Genomic DNA, 20083 nt, shown 5'->3' with positions numbered 1-20083 from the left:
ACGGTGGGATGACGAGGCAGGATAATGACACAGGAAATCGTTTTCGAAGGCAAGATACTCAGCAATGAACGCCTGGCTCTGGGGGAGGGGCCTGGCTATGATCCGGCGACCGATACCGTCTGGTGGTTCGACATCCTGCACCGCAAGCTCAATCTTCTCAAAGTTTCCGGCCGTGATCGCCGCATCATCATGCTGCCTGAAATGGCCAGCGTCATGGCAGCGGTGGATGAGCATCGCCAGCTGATCGCGATGGAGACGGGGCTTTACTTCCGTGACACCGGCTCCGGTGCACTGACGCTGCATGCCGCGATCGAGGCGGATGATGACACAACCCGCTCGAATGACGGGCGGGTGCACAATTCGGGCGCCATATGGATTTCCACCATGGGCAAGCAGGAAGAAGAGGGCGCCGGCGCGATCTATCATGTTGCCCGTGGCGAGGTGACCAAGCTTTACGACAAGATCACGATCCCCAACGCGATCTGCTTTTCGCCTGAGGGAGATATTGGCTATTTTGTCGACACGCCGACGGGGAAACTGATGCAGGTGGCGCTTGATCCCGAGACCGGTCTGCCGGTGGATGAACCGGACGTGCTGGTCGATACCAAGAGCCGGCTCGGCGGCATGGACGGTGCGATCTGCGATGGCGACGGCTATATCTGGAATGCCCGTTATGGCGCGTCGCTTCTTGATCAGTACAGTCCTGAGGGCCGGCTGGTGGCACGCTACCAGCTGCCGGCCCGGCAACCCACATGCCCGGCCTTTATCGGCCGCGACGGCGGCTGGATGCTGGTGACATCCGCTGCCCAGCACACCGACCCGGGAGAAGAGCCCAATGCGGGCTTCACCTTCGCGCTGGTGACGGGCGCGACGCCGCGTTTCGACCCGCCTTACCGGCCCTGAAGATCATCAACGGGCGGTCACCCGTCCCGGCGCGGCAGCCGATCAGAGCATCGCACAATAGCGAAGCGCGTCATAAATGGCGGCATGGATATTGCGGGCATGGACGGCATCGCCGATGCGGATCAGGTCGAACTGGCCGTTGACATTGGTTTCCGGCAGGAAGGGCCGGCGCCCGATCAGCGCGCGGTAATCCACTTCGCCGAGATTGCGCGACAGCGGCTTCAGCTGGAAATAAAGGTCCTGCATCGCCATGGTTCCGTATTCGGCAACCACCATGGCGACGTCGCGCGTCTGTTCCACACCGGGGGCAAAATCGGAAACCAGCACGGCCTCAAGCCCATTGCCCTTGCGGCGCACCGCCTTCAGCCGCTGGTTAATGGTCAGGGTGACCTTGTGTTCGGCAAAGACCCTGGCATAGGGCACATGGTTCATGCTGCCGACATCGGGGGCGAAGAAGCGTTCCGGCGTGACGATCTCGAGCTTGGTGCCCGTGCGCGCGATCACCTCCGCCGCCGTCAGGCCCTGATGGCCGCCATGATCGTCGTAAAGCAGAACCGGACCGTTGATTTTCACCGTGTTGCCGAGGATTTCCCAGCTCGAGACGACGAGATCCTCGCCGCTTTCCAGCGGCGGCAGCTGCGACACGCCGCCGGTGGCGATCACGACGATATCGGGGCGCTCGGCCAGAACATCATAGTCCTCGGCATAGCAGTCGAACCGGATCTGAACGCCGAGGCGGTCCAGTTCGGCCAGCCGCCAGTCGATGATGCCGATCATTTCACGGCGGCGCGGATTGCGCACCAGCAGATTGATCTGGCCGCCGGCAGCATTCATGGCCTCCAACACGCACACCTTGTGGCCGCGTTCGGCCAGCACCCGCGCGGCCTCCAGCCCGGCGGGCCCGGCGCCGACGACCACCGCCTTTTTCTTGCGGAAAGCGGGGGAAATATCGTGTGGCATCAGCGCCTCCCGTCCTGTTGCAGCATTGTGAATGCAGAGCGCTTCGCCGCCTTCGTAGATACGATCCAGGCAGTAGGTGGCGCCGACACAGGGGCGTATGCGGTGTTCGTCCTTCATCTCTATTTTGCGGACGACATGCGGATCGGCAATCATGGCGCGTGTCATTCCGACCATGTCCAGCCGGCCTTCGGCGATGGCGTGGCGGGCGGTGGCGACATCGCCGATCCTGGCGGCATGGAATATCGGGAAACCGGTCGCCTTGCGGATTTCCCCGGCAAAATCGAGATGCGGCGCCGATGCCATGCCCTGAATCGGAATGACATCGGTCAGCGGTGCATCATGGTCGATATGACCGCGGATCAGGTTCAGGAAATCGACCTTGCCGCTGGCGATGAAACGGCGACAGATATCCAGTCCCTCATCGCGGGAGATGCCGTTTTTCATATTCTCGTCGGCGACCAGGCGCAGGCCGACAATGAATTCATCGCCGACGGCGCGGCGCACAGCCTCCAGCACTTCGAACGTGAAGCGCAACCGGTTTTCCAGCGCTCCGCCATATTGGTCATCACGCAAATTGGTGGCCGGCGACCAGAACCCGTCAAGCAGATGGCCATAGGCCTCGATTTCGATCCCGTCGAGACCGGCATCGGCCATGCGCTCGGCTGCCGCGGCGTAATCGGCGGCGATGCGGGTGAAATCGAAATCCTCCATCTCTTTCGGGAAACTGCGATGGGCGGCCTCGCGCACTGAAGATGCAGCCAGAACGGGCAGCCAGTCACCCATATTCCAGCCGCTCGTTCGGCGTCCGAGATGGGTGAGCTGAATCATGACCGCACAATCATGTTCATGACAATCCCATGCCAGCCGCCGCATCCACGGGACAATCTCATCGCGATAGGCCTGGAGATTGCCGAAGGCTGCCGGCGAATCGGGGGAGACGACTGCCGAACCCGCCGTCATGGTAAGAGCAACGCCGCCCTTCGCCTTTTCGGCGTGATAGAGCCGGTATCTTTCTGTCGGCAGTCCGTTTTCTCCATAGGCCGGCTCATGCGCGGTCGATATGAGTCGGTTCTTCAAGGTCAGATGCTTGAGTTGATAAGGCTGCAGCAACGGATCTGCGTTCATTCGGGCCCCCTTTTTCCCAATCGAATATATTACAGAACGCAATTCTGTCGGTGACATCAAACATTAAGTTGCATCGATAGGCTGTGATCGGAAAAAAACACGGGGACAGTGGCGCATCTGCGCATTTTCCTCAGGCGCAAATCCGACTAAGACAGGTCATGGCCATCAAGCAACTCTCCGAAAATCTGATCAATCAGATCGCTGCCGGCGAAGTGATCGAACGCCCGGCCAGTGCCGCCAAGGAACTGATCGAGAATGCCCTTGATGCGGGGGCGAGCCGGATCGAGATTGCCACGGCAGGCGGCGGCAAGTCGCTTCTGCGCGTCACCGACAACGGTTCGGGCATGGGGCCGGACGATCTGGTTCTGTCGATCCGCCGTCATTGCACATCGAAGCTTTCCGACGATCTTTTCGATATCAGAACGCTTGGTTTTCGCGGCGAGGCGCTGCCATCGATCGGTTCGGTGGCGAAACTGTCGATCACCAGCCGTCTGAAGGCTGCGAGCGAAGGCTATCGCGTGGCGCTTTCCGGCGGCCATCTGGAAGAGCCCCATCCTGCCGCGGTCAATCCGGGGACGATCGTGGAAGTCCGGGATCTGTTCTTTGCAACGCCGGCGCGGCTGAAGTTTCTGAAGAGCGAGCGGGCCGAGGCAGGCGCGATTACCGAGATCGTCAAACGCATGGCGCTGGCCTTTCCGGCGGTGCGCTTCGTGCTGTCGGGGTCTGACCGCTCAACGCTGGAACTGCCGGCGACGGGGGGTGACCGCCTGGCCCGTATCGCCCAGGTGCTGGGCCGGGACTTTCCCGACAATGCGATTGCCATCGATGCATTGCGCGAAGATGTGGCGCTTTCGGGTTATGCCGGTGTACCGACGTTCAACCGCGGCAATTCCGGCCATGTCTATGCCTTCGTCAATGGCCGCCCGGTGCAGGACAAGATGCTGATGGGCGCGATCCGTGCGGCCTATGCCGAGACGGTGCCGAAGGGGCGTTATCCCGTCGCCGTTCTGTGGTTCACGCTCGATCCGGCGCTGGTGGATGTGAATGTTCACCCCGCCAAGGCCGATGTGCGGTTCCGCGATCCGGGCCTGGTGCGCGGGCTGGTGATCGGGGCAATCCGCGAGGGTCTGTCAAGCCATGGCGACCGGGCATCCTCGACCGGCGCCGATCAGATGCTCAGAGCCTTTCGTCCGGGGTTCGGCGCAGCGCAGGGCGAAAGGACGAGAAATGCCAACTGGTCGCCGGCGACCTCGCCCTACCGGCCGGATGGCTTTCGCCAGGAAACGCCGGAGCCGGCGACCTGGCGCGCCGCGCCGCAGACCTGGCGCACGCCTTCCGTCCAGTCGGGTCTTGCTGGTTTTGATCAGCCTTCGGCACGTGCCGACCAGCCGCAGCCGGCAACGGCTGAGGAGGCCGCAACAGGGCATCCGCTTGGCGCTGCGCGAGCCCAGATCCATGAAAATTACATCATTGCCCAGACCGAGACCGGGCTGGTGATTGTCGATCAGCATGCCGCCCATGAGCGGCTGGTCTATGAGGCCATGCGCAAGGCGCTGAAGGACCGGCGTCTTCCTTCGCAGGTGCTGCTGATCCCTGAAATCATCGACCTGCCGGAGGAAGACTGCGACCGGCTGATGCCCTTCTCCGATACGCTGGAGCAGCTTGGCCTTGCCTTCGAACGCTTCGGGCCGGGGGCGATTGCGGTGCGCGAAACCCCGGCCATGCTGGGGGAGGTCGATGCACCGGCGCTGATCCAAGCCCTTGCGGAAGAGGCAGGCGAGTGGGAGACTGCCGACGGTTTGTCTGCGCGGCTTGAATCAGTGGCGGCAACCATGGCCTGCCATGGTTCGGTCCGCTCCGGCCGGCGGATGCGGCCGGAAGAGATGAATGCATTGCTGCGTCAGATGGAAGTCACGCCGGGTTCTGGACAATGCAATCACGGAAGGCCAACCTATATAGAACTGAAGCTGGCCGATATTGAGCGGCTTTTCGGGCGCTGAAGGCGCCCTGTCATGGAGTTTTTACGTTGAATATTCTCGAAGGTAACGGACGGGGCGAAGCCCGCATCAAATATCTTGATGCCGATTTCGAGGTGATCGTTCCCGGAACGCATGTCGTCTGCGCGGTGACCGGGCAGCGCATTCCGCTTGAGGAACTGCGCTACTGGAGCGTTGCACGACAGGAGGCCTATGTGGATGCGGCCGTTGCTTTTGAGGCTGAAAAGCGCGCCGGAACGCTGCCGCTTTCCGCGAAGTAAGGGTTGCCGGGCGCCAGGGTCCGGCTCGGATCAGGCGCCGTTCGGATCGACACAGCAGCATTGGTGATGAGGAAGCGGTTGCCCGATGCGGCCGCCTCAGATTGCTGACAAACCGCGCGCCCTTTTACTGACGTTGTGCCTGTGCTTGGTCAACAGGCATCCAGCCGCCGCGCGTCCGCGCGGCTATTCCGCCCCACGCCGGCAATCTGAATGATTTTGTCGACAGACTGGGGCGGCCAGATGCGGCCGCCTTCTTAGTTTGCGTTGCCCATCATCTGCTGGCGGGCCAGCGCCAGGCCGTCCATCGCCGTGGTATTCCCCTTTTCGGCCAGCGCCTCAAACACCTTGTAGGCGTCGTTGTAGCGCTGCAGCTGCATATAGGCATAGCCGCGGATCACCATCAGGCCATCTTCGGCCGGAGCCAGCTGGTCACGCTGATCGAGCATCAGCAGCGCATCGCGGTAATGGCCGCCATTATAGGCCGTGACCGCACGATCGGTGAGGATCTGAACCTGCAGATCGGTCTGCCGTTTGGCGCTCATCGGCGTCTGGGAGGCGGCGGCGGCTGCCTTGGAGGTCAGCCCCATGCGCATGTAAGCGAGGCTCTGGCCATAGGCGGCTTCCTCACGGGTTTTCGATGAGGACGAGCCGAGAGCCACTTCGAAGGCGCGGACTGCTTCCATCGGGCGCTGCAGGTCCATCAGGCACCAGCCCTGGGTCAGGGCTGCCGAAGCAGACAGGCTGCCGGGCGAGCGCCCGCTCCAGCAGCTTCCCGAGCTCGTCGCACCGGATGCGGTGCTGCGGGTGGTGGTGCGCGTGGTCGTGGTCGCCGCAACGGGGGTGACCGTTGCCGCACCGATCGTCACCTCGGATCCGGCCGGAAGCGCGGCAGCGGTGGTCGTCGTTGCCACCGGCGTCGTTGTCACGGGCGTCGTTGTCTCGGTTGCCGTTTGCGGCTGGTAGGTGCCGAGCTTGTACTGGCGCAGGAAGTCGCGATTGCGATATGCGGCATCATCAAAGCGCCAGACAACGGTTTTGTCGGAGGGCTGACCATAGGTATAGAGCGCGGCGGCCACCTGCTGGGCCGAAGGCCTGTAGGGATTGGTGTTCAGCAACAGGTCGGTGTTGAGGATGGTCACCGTTTCCTCGCCGGTCACCTGGTCGGTCGCGATCATCGATTTCGGGATCGACTGGCCGTTCAGCGATGGCAGGTTCTGCAGGGCAGGCTGGTTGCCGGTCGGTACCATCAGCCCGTGGGTGTCAACGCCGGTTGTCGTCTGGCCATAGTAATATTTGTAATAGTCCGGCACATAGTTCGCCGCCTGGCTATTGTCGGCAGCATCGCCGGTGCCAGCCGCCCCGGGGGCGTTGACCGGTGCCGTCAGGGCGACACCGGGTGTGGCATCGCCGGTCACGGACATGGCGGCCGCACCAATCGGCTTCTGCTCACCCGTTGCCAGATTGACCTCGGCGATCGGCACGGCGGAGACCGAGGTCTTGCCATTGGCCAGCTTCACCGTGGTCAGGCGGAAAACGGTTGCCAGAAGATTGTCGAGACTGTTGACCGGCGCATTCGGGTCGTTGAGCCAGGCGATACGCTCGGAATAGGGGGCCCATATGCGCTGCATCTGATAGACACCGGGTCTGTAGCCCAGCTCGTTCAGCGTTATCGTCACGCCATAGGCGAGCGGTTCCTGCCAGGGCTCCCAGGACAGCCCGGCCTCAAACCACTGAAGCCCGGTCATCCACTGCTTGAAATTGTTGGAATACCAGCCGAACTGTTCGGCTGCCGTAACGCTCTTGGTCTCCGTCACAACGTCGGCCATGCGCTTCAGCACCTCGTCGGAATAGGCGACGCGCGGTGTGCGGCCGAGCATGTTGACCACGGCGTTGAGATAGGTGTCCTTGGCCTCGTCTGAGCTGTTGCGCCAGGGATACATCACCGCTTCGGCCTCGTCGGACTTGTTCTGCTTGATCAGAAGCAGTGCGAGACCCTGCGAGATCGTGGCGCTGTCGCCTTCGTCCCGAGCCTTGCGGAACCATTCCTCCGCCGCCTCGTCGGAGCCGCGGATAAGGAAATACCAGGCGAGAAGCTGGGAATCATCGGCGCTCTTGCTGTCGTCGGCCAGTTTCTGCATGCGTGCCAGATCATCGGGCGCAATGACGATATTGGCGTCCTTGCCAGCCTCGGCAAAGCGGTCGCGCAGCAGCTGGTTGCGCAGATCCTCGAATTCGGGCTTGCCGTCATCACCGGTCCGTTCCAGTGCGAAAAGCTTGACGACATCGTCATAGGGCAGAAGCGACATGGCTTTCTGCATTGTCGCGTAGCGCTCTTCGGGCTTTTCGCAATTGGTGAGAATATAGGTATAGGCATCATCGGCGCGGCTGATCTTGTCCGTCTTGGCAAAGGCCTCGGCCACCTGCCACATGACGTTCACCTCCGCGCAGGTCAGAAGGCTCGGAGCCTGCGAGGCCAGATCGATGACCTTGGCATAATCCTGATCCTTGGCGGCGGCGAGCAGGTTGCGGCGGGTCTCGGCGATGAACAGGCGATCGGTGAGATCGGCCGGCGGTACCCAGCCGGGTTCGCGCTGCTGTCGCTCGGTGATCATGTCGTGGACATCCTGATAGCGGCCTTCGGCGTAAGCCTGCCACATGGCCTGCAGCTGGTTGTCGCTATTATCCTGAACCGCGAGCGGATTGGCCGGCGGCGTCCAGTTGGGATAAAGCGCCCGCAGGCGCGAGATTTCCGCCTGCAGCCTTTCAAGATCGCCCTGCTGGGCAAAATAGCGTAGCGCGCTTTCATCGACGCTGGGCCCTGCCGGGGTCGCGTCGGTTGCAGCGGCGGGGGTCGGCGCGCGGGTAATCTGGGTGGCATCACTCCCGCTCTTGCCCTGTTCGCTTTCGGGAAGATTGCGCAGATCCTGACTGTCTGACTGCGCCTGCGCCTGGTTCAGACCGGAAAAACTCGGATCGCTGCTATCGGCGCTGGTGCCAGTGCCAGCCTGCTGCGGCGGGTCGCGCAGCATCTGATCATAGGCCTGGTCGAAATCGGACACAGTCACCGGCTGAGCCGCCTTTTCGGCAGCATTCCGGTTGGTCCCGTGTATGCTGATTGCACCAATCACTGCGATACCCGCCGCCGTGAGCGCAATATAGGCCAGTTTCATAACTCAGATACTCCGGCTTTCCGGGCAGGTCCGGCACGCGCCACCTGCCCAAGAGCTGTTTTGTCGTCAGCGCCTCGACGCGCGCTTCCTCGCCTAACAAGAGCCATATTGTCCTTAAGAAAGTATAAAATAGCAGAATTACAACATAGGGATGCGCTAAAATGCCATGTCTGTAGCATTGTTCTACGGGATTTATGCGGTCTGAAACGTTAGTTGCACCGCATGTTAGTGCTTTCTTTACCAAAATGTGAAAATTCTGGCGGCGACAAGAATGAGCAGGAAACTGCGCAACAGGGTGAGCCGAGCAATGAGACAATCGAAAGCCGGAAGTAAGGGAGCAGGCTTGCTTGCAGGCGTCGCAATCGCTGGTCTCGGCCTTTTGCTTACGGCCTGTGCCGGTCCGGTCATGCCCTATGGTTCCGCTGTCCGCACAGCGCTGCCGGAAGATGCGCTGGTCATGCCGCCGCCCGGTGGCCCGGCCATCATTTCGGTTCTTGAGCATCAATATTCCAACGCGCTGCAGCAGCGTATCCTGCTGGTGACCAATGCCCGCACGCAGGGACAGAACTATATTCAGACTCAATTCTTCGGTGTTGCGAACTATTCACCGCTGAACGGTCAGTCGCTGGCCTATCACTCGGTCAACGAGACAAATCTCGCCGAGACGATGCGGCAGGAAATTCCTGGCGTCGTGATGAAGCAGTCACCCTATTATGTGCAGAACAATTACGGTCCCTTTGGCTATGCCTTTGGCTATGGCCGCGGCAATGACCTTTGCATGTATGGCTGGCAGCAGATCCGTCCGGGCCGCGACACCCGCGATGCCTTCGGTCAGGCGGGAACGATCCAGATCAGGGTGCGCTTCTGCGAGACCGGCGCCAGCGAGGATGATCTGCTTGGCATCATGTATGGCTATACCATCAACGGTGCGGTCGAGGCCTTTGGCTGGAACCCCTATGGCGATGCCAATCCGCCGCCGCCGCTTCTTGGCAAGACGGGCGCCCCGACCTATCCGAAGCAGGTCTATGACGATCGCAAGGACAATCTGGCCAAGACGAGCACGGTTCTGCCGGCATCAACGGTCCGGCGCAGCACGCCATCGACGACAAGGACGGTAAGCACCGCCGCGCCGGTCAGCAACGCTCAGAACGTCACGATCATTGATCAGCCGGCGGGTGCCGTCGTCACCAGTGCGCCTGCGGTTTCGCCGGTGGCCGCGCCGGCTGCTGCCATCGCGCCGGCCAGCACGATTCCGGCGCCTCAGCGCCAGATCCCGGCAGCGACCGCCGGTGCACCGGCCAGCACGGCGACATCGGCAGCACAGGCAGGAACCGGCTCCATTCCCGGACCGCCCTGCCGGCTTCTGCCCGGTTCAACGACTGTTACGTGTAATTGATGATACGGGTCGCTGATGAATGCATGGCCATGACAGGGAAGGCGGGAGAGCGGCAATATCTGCAAACCGTCCGGCTTCCCAGTGGCAAAGATGATCTTGCTATGCTGCCGCTTCACAAGTACTGAATTCTAAGGGGCGGAGCAGATATTGTCCGGCAGGAAAAGCAGTCTGACATCAGAAAAAGTCCGGGCTTGAAAGTAATTCTTCAGCTTTCTCGCTCAGGCTCGGCGAAATAGCAGCAGAGCTGTTTCCGAGAAAGGTTCGACCACATGCGCAAGGCTGGAATCCTGATTTTCTGGATTTTTGCATCGATTCTCGTTCTGGGACTCGTCACATTGCCGATTGATCTGCGCACGCAGATCGTCGTCAGCGTTGTCGCCGTCGCGGTGATGACGGTCCTGAAGCAGATGCATGCGGAAGGAAACTGGCGTCTGATCGCGCTGGCATTCGGCACGTCCATCGTTCTGCGCTATGTCTATTGGCGCACCACCAGTACCCTGCCGCCGATCACCGAGTTGCAGAACTTCATTCCCGGTCTGATCCTCTATCTCGCCGAAATGTTCTCTGTGATGATGCTGGGGCTCAGCCTTTTTGTTGTGGCATTGCCGCTGCCCGTACGTCCGCGATGGGGCAAGCTGGAAGGTGATCTTCCCTATGTCGATGTCTATGTCCCCTCCTATAACGAGGACTTCCAGCTGCTCGCCAATACGCTGGCCGCAGCAAAGGCGATGGATTATCCGTCGGACAAGCTGAAGGTCTATCTTCTCGACGATGGTGGCACGGAGCAGAAGCGCAACTCGAAGAACCTGGTTGAGGCTTCGCTCGCCCAGACCCGATACAAGGAACTGCGCCAGCTTTGCGCCGAACTGGGGGTTGGCTACATTACCCGCCCGCGCAACGAGCATGCCAAGGCCGGCAACATGAACCACGCGCTTCAGTACACCAATGGTGATCTGATCGTCGTGTTTGACGCCGACCATGCGCCAGCCAATGACTTTCTTCAGGAGACGGTCGGCTACTTCATGGAAGACGAGAAGCTCTTCCTGGTGCAGACGCCGCACTTCTTCATCAATCCCGACCCGCTGGAGCGCAATCTGCGCACCTATGAGCTGATGCCGAGCGAGAACGAAATGTTCTACGGCATCATTCAGCGCGGTCTCGATAAATGGAATGCGTCCTTCTTCTGCGGCTCGGCTGCTGTCCTGTCGCGAAAGGCGCTGAATTCGGTGAACGGCTTCTCCGGTGTGTCGATTACCGAGGACTGCGAAACCGCCGTTTCGCTCCATGCCCAGGGCTGGAACTCGGTCTATGTCGACCGGCCACTGATTGCCGGCCTGCAGCCGGCGACCTTCTCCTCCTTCATCGGACAGCGCAGCCGCTGGGCCCAGGGCATGATGCAGATCCTGCGCTTCAAGTTCCCGCTTCTCTTGCGCGGGCTGTCGCTGCCGCAACGGCTTTGCTACATGTCCTCGAACCTGTTCTGGCTGTTCCCCTTTGCGCGCGCGTCCTTCATGATTGCGCCGCTGTTCTACCTGTTCTTCGGCCTGCAGGTTTTCAATGCGTCGGGTGGTGAATTCCTGGCCTATACGCTGTCATATCTGGTGGTGAACATCCTGACGCAGAACTATCTGTTCGGACAGTTCCGCTGGCCCTGGATTTCCGAACTGTATGAATATGTTCAGACCATCCATCTGATGCCGGCGGTGGTGTCGGCGATCATCAATCCGCGCAAGCCCTCCTTCAAGGTGACGGCGAAGGATGAATCGATCGAGCACAGCCGTCTGTCGGAAATCTCACGTCCCTTCTTCGTTATCTTCTTCATCTTCGTCGCAGCCATGGTGATGATGGCCTACCGGCTTTATACCGAGCCCTATCTTGCCGGCGTGACCTGGGTTGTGGGCGGCTGGAACTTCCTCAACCTGTTCCTGACGGCTGCGGCGCTTGGCGTCGTGTCGGAAGCCGGCGAGCGCCAGAAAGCGCGCCGCATCAAGATGTCGCGCCGCTGCGAGCTGGTGATCGGCGACAATGTCTATCGCGGAACGATCGAGGACGTGTCCTCCGATGGCGCCGGACTTCAGGTTCAGGTGCGTGATCTCGACCGGCTGCGGCCGGGAACGGAAGCGCTGCTGCGCGTCGAACCGCATCGCGGCGGCGACCAGGGGGCCATTCCGGTGACGCTGCGTCATGCCCGCTCGCTTGGCGAACTGGCCATGGTTGGCTGTCGCTATGCGCCGACCAACAGCCTGCACTATACGATGGTGTCCGATCTCATGTATGCCAATTCCGAACGCTGGCAGCAGCTCCTGCAGGCGCGCAAGAATGATCCGGGCACGCTTGGCGGCACGTTCTGGTTCATCAAGACGTCGATTCAGCAGATGGGACGCGGGCTGAGCTATTTCATCGGAAAATATCAGTCAAACACCGGTGGGGCAGGCAAGTGATGAAGACGAAGACACTGTTTTTCCTGTTCGCACTGCTGATCGTGCCGGGTCTTGCTGCCGCGCAGCAGCCAGCCCCCTTCAGCATGGGAAGCGACGGGAGCGGCCCGCCGCCGAGCCAGCAAAAGCAAGAAGGCGATGGCGGTGTGGTGGACAGCCTTGCCAGCAAGGCGACGCTGCCCTTCTTCCGCTATCTCGTTCCCGAAGACGAGATGCGCATGGAAGGTGAAATCGTCGATGACACCTGGTCGGTCTATCTGACCGATGCGCAATCGCGATCGACCGCGACACTCAATGTCGGCTATCAGAATTCGATCTTCATCGCGCCGGAATTCTCGGAATTCACGATCTCCATCAATAATGTCGTCATTGCCAAGCCGCCGCTGACCGCTTCGGAAAACGAGGCCGACCGGCGTTACGACATTCCGCCGGACGTGCTGAAGCCGGGCTATAATCTGGTTTCCTTCAAGGCGAAGCAGCGTCACCGTACCGATTGCAGTCTCGATTCGACCTATGATCTGTGGACTCAGATCGATCAGGAACGCACCTTCATCATGTTCTCCGATGCTTCGGCGGCGCTCTTGTCGAAGACGGAGGATATTCGCGGCGTCGGTGTCGATGCCACCGGGCGGACCCAGTTCCACCTGGTCGTGCCGGGGCTCGACCAGCCGATTGCGGCAAACCCGCTGCTTGAGCTGTCGCAGGGCCTGGCGCTTCTCGCCGACATGCCCAATACCTATTTCACCTATTCGAAATCGGAGCCGGAAAAATTCGCCTCCGGGGTCCTGCCGGTTTATGTCGGCACGCCCACCGAGCTTCGGCCGTTGCTTGGCGATGCGCTTCCGGCGATCGGCACGACGCAGACGGCGCGCTTCATTGCCACCAACAAGCTCGGCCAGAGCGTTCTCGTGCTGATGGCGCCATCGTGGCAGCTGATCGGTCCGCTGGTCGACGGCATCACCCGTCCGGCCGCCCAGACGGCTGCGGTCAAGGATGAGGCCTTCTCGACCCACTCCTGGCGCAAGCAGGATACCCAGCTTCTGACCGGCAAGCGCAGCCTGTCCTTCGAGCAGCTCGGCATTCCGACGCAGGAGTTTTCCGGGCGTTCCTTCCGCACCGAGTTTTCGATTGGCCTGCCGGCAGATTTCTATGCCAATGCCTATGGCGAGGCCCGGCTTCTGCTGGATGCGGCCTATTCGCCCGAGGTGCTGCCGGGGAGCCGCATTCATATCTATGTCAATGACCAGCTGGCGGCGACCTGGCCGATCAGCACGGTCAACGGTGCCGTTCTGCGCCGCAACCCGATCACCTTCACCATGCGTCAGTTCAAGCCGGGTGTGAACAAGGTCGTCATCGAAGCGGCACTTCTGACCAAGGCCGACGCAGAATGCCTGCCAGGTGCGACCAACAATGCCACGCCGCGCTTTGCCTTGTTTGATACATCGGAATTCGAGATGCCGAATTTCGGCCGTGTGGCGCAGGTGCCGGATCTTTGGGCCACCAGCGGCACGGCCTTTCCCTATTCGAACCAGACAAGCCGCGTGCCCTTCTACATCGACTCGCTGAATTCGGATTCGCTGTCGGCCGCATCCGGTTTCATCGGCAAGCTCGCCAATTCTGCCCGTCAGCAGATCCCGGTCGATGTGGTCCAGTCAATGGATGATATCGGTGAGGGCGATGCGCTGTTTCTTGGCAGTATCGGCCAGATCCCGGCCGAGGCACTGCGTCAGGTGAAGATCTCTCAGACGAGCCGCAGCACGTGGACGCAGCAATCGGGCGGTGAAGCCAATACCAACGAAGGCCCGACCACGACAATCGAGCAATGGGACGAGGCGGTCACGGCCGGCTGGTACAACTGGATCTTCGAGGTGGAGAAATATCTCAAGCGAAATTACGACCTGTCCTTTGATACGCTGCGCTTCCTGCCCAGCCCGGACAGCGACTATCTGCCGCCCAATTCGGTTTCCATGATGATTGCGCAGGAGCCAAGCCCCGATGGCAACGGCGCCTGGACGCTGGTTGCCGCGCCGACACCCGAAAACCTCAACTATGGCATGACATCGCTCACCAAGCGTCAGCACTGGGATGCGGTGCAGGGGCGGATCACCACCTTTAACCGCAATACCGGGGTGATCGACAATATCGCCGCAGGATCGACGGATTTCATTTTCGATACGCCGTTCTCGATCCGCAACATCCGCCTCGTCATCACCAACTGGTTCTCGACCAACACCATGTCGTTCTCGCTGGCGCTGGTCATCGGCACCATTCTTCTGGGCCTTGCCACCAAGGCGATGCTGACGCTCTTCGGGCGCTATGACGACTGATCTGCCGGGCCGGCATCATGCGATGCCGGCGATCGGGTTCTCCTGACAAACAGCAACAGGCCCTCGCGCTGCGAGGGCCTGTTGCTGTTTGTCGCTGCGTGCGCCTCTTATGAGCGCTGATCCGTGATCCTTGGTATCAGGCCTGTTCCAGCGCCTGATGGCCGAGAATGGCTGCGCCCAGAAGGCCGGGCTCGCTGCCGCTCAGGGCCGGTACCACCAGGGGTGTGACAGGCTGGGCAAGCGTCAGCGGACGCACTGCGCGGTCGATCGCCGCGACCAGGTCATGCGCGCGCGCAAGCCCGCCGCCGGCAGGAACAATCGATGCTCCCGTCATATTCACGACCATGGCCAGCGGCCCGGCGATGAGATCGAGATAGACCGAGAGCGTGTCGACGGCCCTGGCCTCGCCGGCGCGCCACGCCGTCAGAATGGCTTCTGCCGTTCGTTCATCGCCGCCGTTGAGCCGGTCGATCCGCTCCATGCCACGGGCGCTGACGGCGGTGTCGAGGCAGCCGGTCTGGCCGCAGCCGCAGGCAAAACGCGGCACCGCCCGCGGCGGCGTTCCGGCAATCTGCGCGGCAACAGGACCATGGCCCCATTCACCGGCAAAGCCGCCGTTGCGATTGATCAGCCTTTCGCCGGAGACCAGCCCGCCGCCGACACCGGTTCCCAGAATAATGCCGAAGACGATATCGTGGCCAGCGCCGGAGCCGGCCACCGCTTCGGCCATGGCAAAGCAATCGGCATCATTGGCGATGGTGACGGCAATGCCGGTGGCCGCCGCCAGATCCTGTGCCAGATCGGTGCCGTGAATGGCCGGAATATTGGCGACGATCAGCCCGCCGGTCTTCGGATCAACCACGCCTGCAAGCGAAACCGCGATCCGGGCGGGCTTCTCTTCCAGCCGTCCGACATAGGCGGAAAGGGCTGCGATGAACGCCTCATGGTCGTGGGTGGGGGTGGCAATGCGCTCCAGGAAAGTCAGTTCGCCCATGGCGCATGAATGGCCCGCACGAATCGAGGTTCCGCCAATATCGAAACAGAGAATGTTGGAGGGCATTGGCGTTGTCTCTTTCTACATGATCGCGGGCATCGAAATGGATGCATATCCCTTATGTTTCGGGCTTACGCATTGCCAATGTGTTTAGAGCAAAATGATGCGAATTGGTAATGGGGATTTCAGCGCTGCAATCTGCTGCTGTGCCGAGACACGGCGCGGCAAGCGTCACCAGAACGCGCTGTCTTCTCAATTCAACGGACTGTTCTGAAGAGAAACTGGAGCGGGCGAAGGGATTCGAACCCTCGACCCCAACCTTGGCAAGGTTGTGCTCTACCCCTGAGCTACACCCGCTCATCTTGCACCCGGCCGGGGGTAGTCAGTGGCCGGTGGTCACCACCGCGGCGGCGACGAAGGCGTATATGGCCTAAGCCGATTTTAAATGCAACAGGGAAATGACGGATTTTTCGTCTTTTTTTCAAAAAGGGCGTAAAGCCTTTGTTTTTAAGGAATTTTCCTCTTGAGGCCTTTTGCGCCATCCGGCTTTGACAGCCCAAGGGCCGGTCAGGTGGTGACCGGCCCTTGGCTGCGTCATGTTGAAATAAGCTGCGTGCCCCAGGCTTATAGCATGCCCGCCGCACGCGGCAGCCAGAGCACCAGACCCGGAATGAAGGTGAGCGCCAGAAGCATGGAAATCAGGATTGCCATGAAGAACCATGTCTCGCGAATCATCTCCGCAAGCGGGATGCCGTTCAGCGCCTTGATGATGAACAGCAGGATGCCATAGGGCGGCGTGATCAGCCCGATCATCATGTTGAACACCAGAACGACGCCCAGGTGATTGAGGTCGATGCCAAGGGCGGCCGCCGTCGGAATGAACAGCGGCGTCACCACCAGCATGATGGTCGAGACATCGAGAATGCAGCCGAGCAGCAGATAGAGGATGTTGAGCAGCATCAGGAACTGCCAGGGTTCGAACTGGTAGTTCTGCACCGTGTCGAACACCATTTGCGGCACGCGCTCGATGGTGATGACATAGTTGAAGATGAAGGCGCCGCACAGAACCATGGTGACGACAGCGGTCGTCTTGACGGTCGAGACCACCACCCGCCAGAAGCTTGCAAGACCCAGAACCCGATAGGCGAAGAATGCCAGCAACAATGCATAAAGCGCTGAGACTGCGGCGGCTTCGGTCGGGGTGAAGATGCCCGAATAGATGCCGCCAAGCAGGATGATCGGCATCAAAAGCGCGGGAAAGGCGCGAATGATGACGACCGGCAGCATTCTGAGCGGCACGGCCTCTTCAACGGGAAAGCCGCGGATCTTGGCCATGATGGCAACGGCGATGGCCATGACGGTGCACATCAGCAGGGCCGGAACGACGCCGCCGAGGAACAGCACGCCGACCGAGGTCGACGAGATCAGCGCGTAGAACACCATCGGGATCGATGGCGGGAAGATCGGCCCGACGACGGCGGAGGCCGCTGTCAGCGCCCCGGCAAAGCCGCGCGGATAGCGGTTCTCCTTCATCATCATGTCGGTGATGATCTTGCCGACGCCGGCTGCATCGGAAATCGCCGAGCCGCTCATGCCGGAAAAGATCAGGCTGGTGAAGATATTGACCTGCGCCAGTCCGCCCGGAAGACGCCCGACCACGGCGAGCGAGAAATCCAGCAGCCGGTCGGATATCTTGCCCTCGTTCATGACGTTGGCGGCAAAGATAAACAGCGGCACGGCGAGCGCGACGAAATTGCCGAACACGCCGTTGAGCACGTTTTCGGCCGCAAGCCCGACATCGCGATGGGCGAGAAAGAGATAGAAAATGCTCGATACGATCATGGCGATGCCGAAGGGCAGGCCGGTGATCGTGATCGTGACCATGATGGCCAGCATGATGATCAGAGCATGATCGGAAAAGAATGCCATTGTCCAACGCCTCCGCTCAGATCTGATCGTGCCATTTCGGGCCGAACAGCTGGACGAGACGCCAGACGGCCTGGATGGTGAAGCCGACGAGGAAGAGCATGTAGCAGCCATAGATGAGGTTCATCGGGATGCGCAGTACCGAGCTCTTCTTGCGAGTCAGGAAATCGAGATAGTCCCAGGTATAGGGGATCAGCAGCACGAAGGCGGCAATCAGTGCTACCATGGAGATCATGGTGAAGATACGCTGCGTGCGGGCCGGAACGATGTCATAGACAACATCGAAGGACACATGTTCGCGGATCGGAACACAAAAGGCCGCCGCCCAGAAAACCGCCCAGATGAAGGCGATCATGGTGAATTCCTCGGTCCACAGCAGCGGCTGGTTCATCACATAACGATAAAAAATCTGGATGATGAAGCCGGCGAATGCGGACAGGAAGAACAGGGCGCCGATCGCATCGGCGATGGTTTTGAGAAAGGTGCCCCACTTTCGCAGGGCACCGGTATCAAATGGCGCGGGCATGGCCTGTTACTCGGCCAGCTGGTTGATCTTTTCCATCCAGCCGTCCGGCCAGTCCTTCGCCCGGGGCGAATTCTTGTAGGCTTCCTGGACATGGGCGCGGAACGCGTCGACATCGGGTGTGGTCACGGCAAGGCCCTTGTCCTTGAAGAAGGAGACGAGGTCGCTCTCGATCTTCACGCGCTCGGCATTGTTCCAGTCACAGGCAGCCTTGGCTGCATCGGTGACAGCACCCTTCTGCGCATCATCCAGCTCGTTCCAGAACGTGTTGGAAACGGCAAAATTGATGGCATCGACGAGATGCGAGGTCAGGGTGATCTGCTCGGTCACTTCGTAGAACTTGGCAGCCTCGACGGTCGGAAGCGGATTGTCCTGGGCATCGATCGTGCCGGTCTGCAGCCCGAGATAGACTTCGCCGAAGGGCAGCGGTGTCGGGTTGGCGCCAAGCGCCTGGCCGAGGAACAGCCACGCATCCGAACTCGGCATGCGCAGTTTCACGCCCTTCAGGTCATCCGGCGTGTTGACGTCCATCTTCTTGCGCAGGTTCAGCTGGCGGGTGCCGAGATAGCAGGCGTCCAGAAGCGTGATGTCCATTTCATCGGACACGGTCTGCTTGAACTCCGCACCGATATCGCTGTCGAGAAAGGCGCGGTAATGTTCGGGGCTCTGGAACAGATAGCCTGCGGTCAGGAGGCCATATTGCGGCAGTGCATCAGCAATCAGCTGATAGGAAACATAGGTCATTTCCGCATTGCCGCGCTGCAGCGCATCAAGATCGGCGCCCTGGCCGAACAGTGAACCGGAATCATAGATCTGAACATCGAAGACGCCCGGCATGGCCGCATCCAGCTTGTCCTTGAAGACATGCAGTGCCTTGGTATGTACATCGCTGGGAACCGACGGAACGGTCATCTTCATTTCTATCGGTGCGGCAAGTGCCGGCCCGGCAAGCAAGGTCGTGGCAAGAAGAGCCTTCGCGAAAAGGTGCTTGGTCAACTGAATTCCTCCCAAAAGTCATTTCACCGGATCCCTCAGAGCTCCATTCCGGTGAATAAAACGGACTTTACGGGCTAATTTGACTGATGTAAATACTGATTGTATCAGTTATAGTATTAGCTATCCGATAATGGATTGCGTGGGAGGGAGGAACACCATGCTGGCCGGAACGGATCTTAAGGGTGTGGTTGGCGCTTCTGTTACACCTGTTGATCAAGACTTGGCGATTGATGTCGAAAAACTGAAGTCGCACATGGACTTCATGCTGGGCGAGGGCTGTGCCTTCGTTTCGGAATTCGGCACGACCGGTGAGGGGGCATCATTTTCCAGTGCCGAAAAAATCGCCGCACTTGAAATCCTTGCCGATTTGGGGGCGGATCTGAGGCGCCATATCCCTGGCGTCATCGCGTCTTCACTCGATGAGGCGGCGAAACTCTTTGCAGCCATCGCCCGGCTGAATGCGCGCGCGGCACTGGTGATCCCGCCCTTCTACTACGCGCCATCATCACATGCGGCCGTGGCCGATTTCTACGAAGCGATGATCGAGCGCGCCGGAGCGCCCGAGATCGACCTCGTGCTCTATAATTTTCCGCATTTTTCCGGCGTCAGTTTCGATGTGCCGCTGGTTGAGGTGATGCTGAAACGGCTTGGAAGCCGCATTGTCGGCATCAAGGATTCGACCGGCAATCTGGCCGGCGGGCTGGCCCTGATCAAGGCTTTTCCGCAGCTTTCCATCTTCACCGGCGATGACCGGATCCTGCCCGAAATGGTTGCGTCTGGCGGCGCAGGCATGATCGGTGGTATGACCAATCCCTATCCGGCCGACTGCGTCCAGCTTTATGGCGGGCCTGTCACGCCGGAGCTTCGCGCCCGCGCCAAGGCAAGGATCGAGGCGGTGGATGGCAATGGCGGGCTCGTCGTGCTGAAAGCGCTGGTCGCGGCAAAGCGGGCCGATCCGCCCTTTGCGCGTCCCATGCCGCCGCTTGCCGCCGCATCCGATGCGGTGATGACAAAGGTCGACGCGGCCATTGATGCGGTGGCCTGAACCGGGAGGCATAACGCAGGAGC

The 20083-nt window shown here is 60.5% G+C and carries 13 protein-coding genes and 1 tRNA gene; 7 read left to right on the top strand and 7 right to left on the bottom strand.

All coding sequences use genetic code 11. The features are described 5' to 3' along the window. Positions 1-24 precede the first annotated feature (24 nt). Positions 25-903, top strand: a complete 879-nt coding sequence (locus HCK86_RS13410; RefSeq protein WP_176084988.1) for an SMP-30/gluconolactonase/LRE family protein — start codon at positions 25-27, stop codon at positions 901-903. A 42-nt stretch (positions 904-945) separates the two neighbouring features. Here HCK86_RS13410 and HCK86_RS13405 read toward each other — a convergent pair whose 3' ends face one another. Beyond that, positions 946-2988: an NADH:flavin oxidoreductase gene (locus tag HCK86_RS13405; protein WP_176084987.1), complete on the bottom strand. Its 2043-nt coding sequence runs from the start codon at positions 2986-2988 to the stop codon at positions 946-948. Between the two features lie 158 nt (positions 2989-3146). On the opposite strand from HCK86_RS13405, the gene mutL reads away from it, so the two are divergent. After that, positions 3147-4988, top strand: coding sequence for a DNA mismatch repair endonuclease MutL (mutL, locus tag HCK86_RS13400; RefSeq protein ID WP_176084986.1), 1842 nt, complete (start codon positions 3147-3149; stop codon positions 4986-4988). Between the two features lie 26 nt (positions 4989-5014). Then, on the top strand, positions 5015-5245 hold the full coding sequence (locus HCK86_RS13395; RefSeq protein WP_176084985.1) for a DUF2093 domain-containing protein: 231 nt from the start codon (positions 5015-5017) through the stop codon (positions 5243-5245). A gap of 254 nt (positions 5246-5499) precedes the next feature. Here HCK86_RS13395 and HCK86_RS13390 read toward each other — a convergent pair whose 3' ends face one another. Beyond that, positions 5500-8415 carry a hypothetical protein gene (locus tag HCK86_RS13390; protein WP_176084984.1) on the bottom strand — a complete coding sequence of 972 codons (2916 nt, stop codon included), beginning with the start codon at positions 8413-8415 and terminating at the stop codon, positions 5500-5502. Positions 8416-8758: 343 nt separating this feature from the next. Between HCK86_RS13390 and bcsN the strand changes: the two genes are divergently transcribed. From bcsN to HCK86_RS13375, 3 genes are all read left to right on the top strand, one after another. After that, positions 8759-9811 (top strand): cellulose biosynthesis protein BcsN, encoded by a 1053-nt coding sequence (bcsN, locus tag HCK86_RS13385; RefSeq protein ID WP_176084983.1) that lies wholly within the window; start codon positions 8759-8761, stop codon positions 9809-9811. A gap of 269 nt (positions 9812-10080) precedes the next feature. Next, a complete protein-coding gene (bcsA, locus tag HCK86_RS13380; protein WP_176084982.1) occupies positions 10081-12252 on the top strand; it encodes a UDP-forming cellulose synthase catalytic subunit in 2172 nt (723 codons plus the stop codon). Then, positions 12252-14576 carry a cellulose biosynthesis cyclic di-GMP-binding regulatory protein BcsB gene (locus HCK86_RS13375; RefSeq protein ID WP_176084981.1) on the top strand — a complete coding sequence of 775 codons (2325 nt, stop codon included), beginning with the start codon at positions 12252-12254 and terminating at the stop codon, positions 14574-14576. Before bcsA ends, HCK86_RS13375 begins: the two co-directional genes overlap by 1 nt. A gap of 136 nt (positions 14577-14712) precedes the next feature. Here HCK86_RS13375 and HCK86_RS13370 read toward each other — a convergent pair whose 3' ends face one another. The 5 genes from HCK86_RS13370 to HCK86_RS13350 form a co-directional block, all read right to left on the bottom strand. Next, the gene (locus HCK86_RS13370) at positions 14713-15636 is read right to left on the bottom strand and encodes an ROK family protein (RefSeq protein ID WP_176084980.1); all 924 of its coding nucleotides are present in this window, start codon (positions 15634-15636) and stop codon (positions 14713-14715) included. A 216-nt stretch (positions 15637-15852) separates the two neighbouring features. Next, positions 15853-15927: transfer RNA gene (locus HCK86_RS13365), tRNA-Gly, on the bottom strand. A gap of 267 nt (positions 15928-16194) precedes the next feature. Further along, the gene (locus HCK86_RS13360) at positions 16195-17499 is read right to left on the bottom strand and encodes a TRAP transporter large permease (RefSeq protein WP_176084979.1); all 1305 of its coding nucleotides are present in this window, start codon (positions 17497-17499) and stop codon (positions 16195-16197) included. Between the two features lie 16 nt (positions 17500-17515). Beyond that, positions 17516-18022: a TRAP transporter small permease gene (locus HCK86_RS13355; RefSeq protein WP_176084978.1), complete on the bottom strand. Its 507-nt coding sequence runs from the start codon at positions 18020-18022 to the stop codon at positions 17516-17518. Between the two features lie 6 nt (positions 18023-18028). Beyond that, positions 18029-19015, bottom strand: coding sequence for a sialic acid TRAP transporter substrate-binding protein SiaP (locus tag HCK86_RS13350; protein WP_246739596.1), 987 nt, complete (start codon positions 19013-19015; stop codon positions 18029-18031). A gap of 157 nt (positions 19016-19172) precedes the next feature. Between HCK86_RS13350 and HCK86_RS13345 the strand changes: the two genes are divergently transcribed. Beyond that, on the top strand, positions 19173-20060 hold the full coding sequence (locus HCK86_RS13345) for a dihydrodipicolinate synthase family protein (RefSeq protein ID WP_176084977.1): 888 nt from the start codon (positions 19173-19175) through the stop codon (positions 20058-20060). The last annotated feature ends 23 nt before the right edge of the window (positions 20061-20083 follow it).

It is taken from the genome of Martelella sp. HB161492 (genome assembly GCF_013184775.1).
Classification (GTDB): domain Bacteria; phylum Pseudomonadota; class Alphaproteobacteria; order Rhizobiales; family Rhizobiaceae; genus Martelella.
Note: the sequence above shows the minus strand (reverse complement) of the source record. Positions and strands in the feature narration are given on the sequence as shown.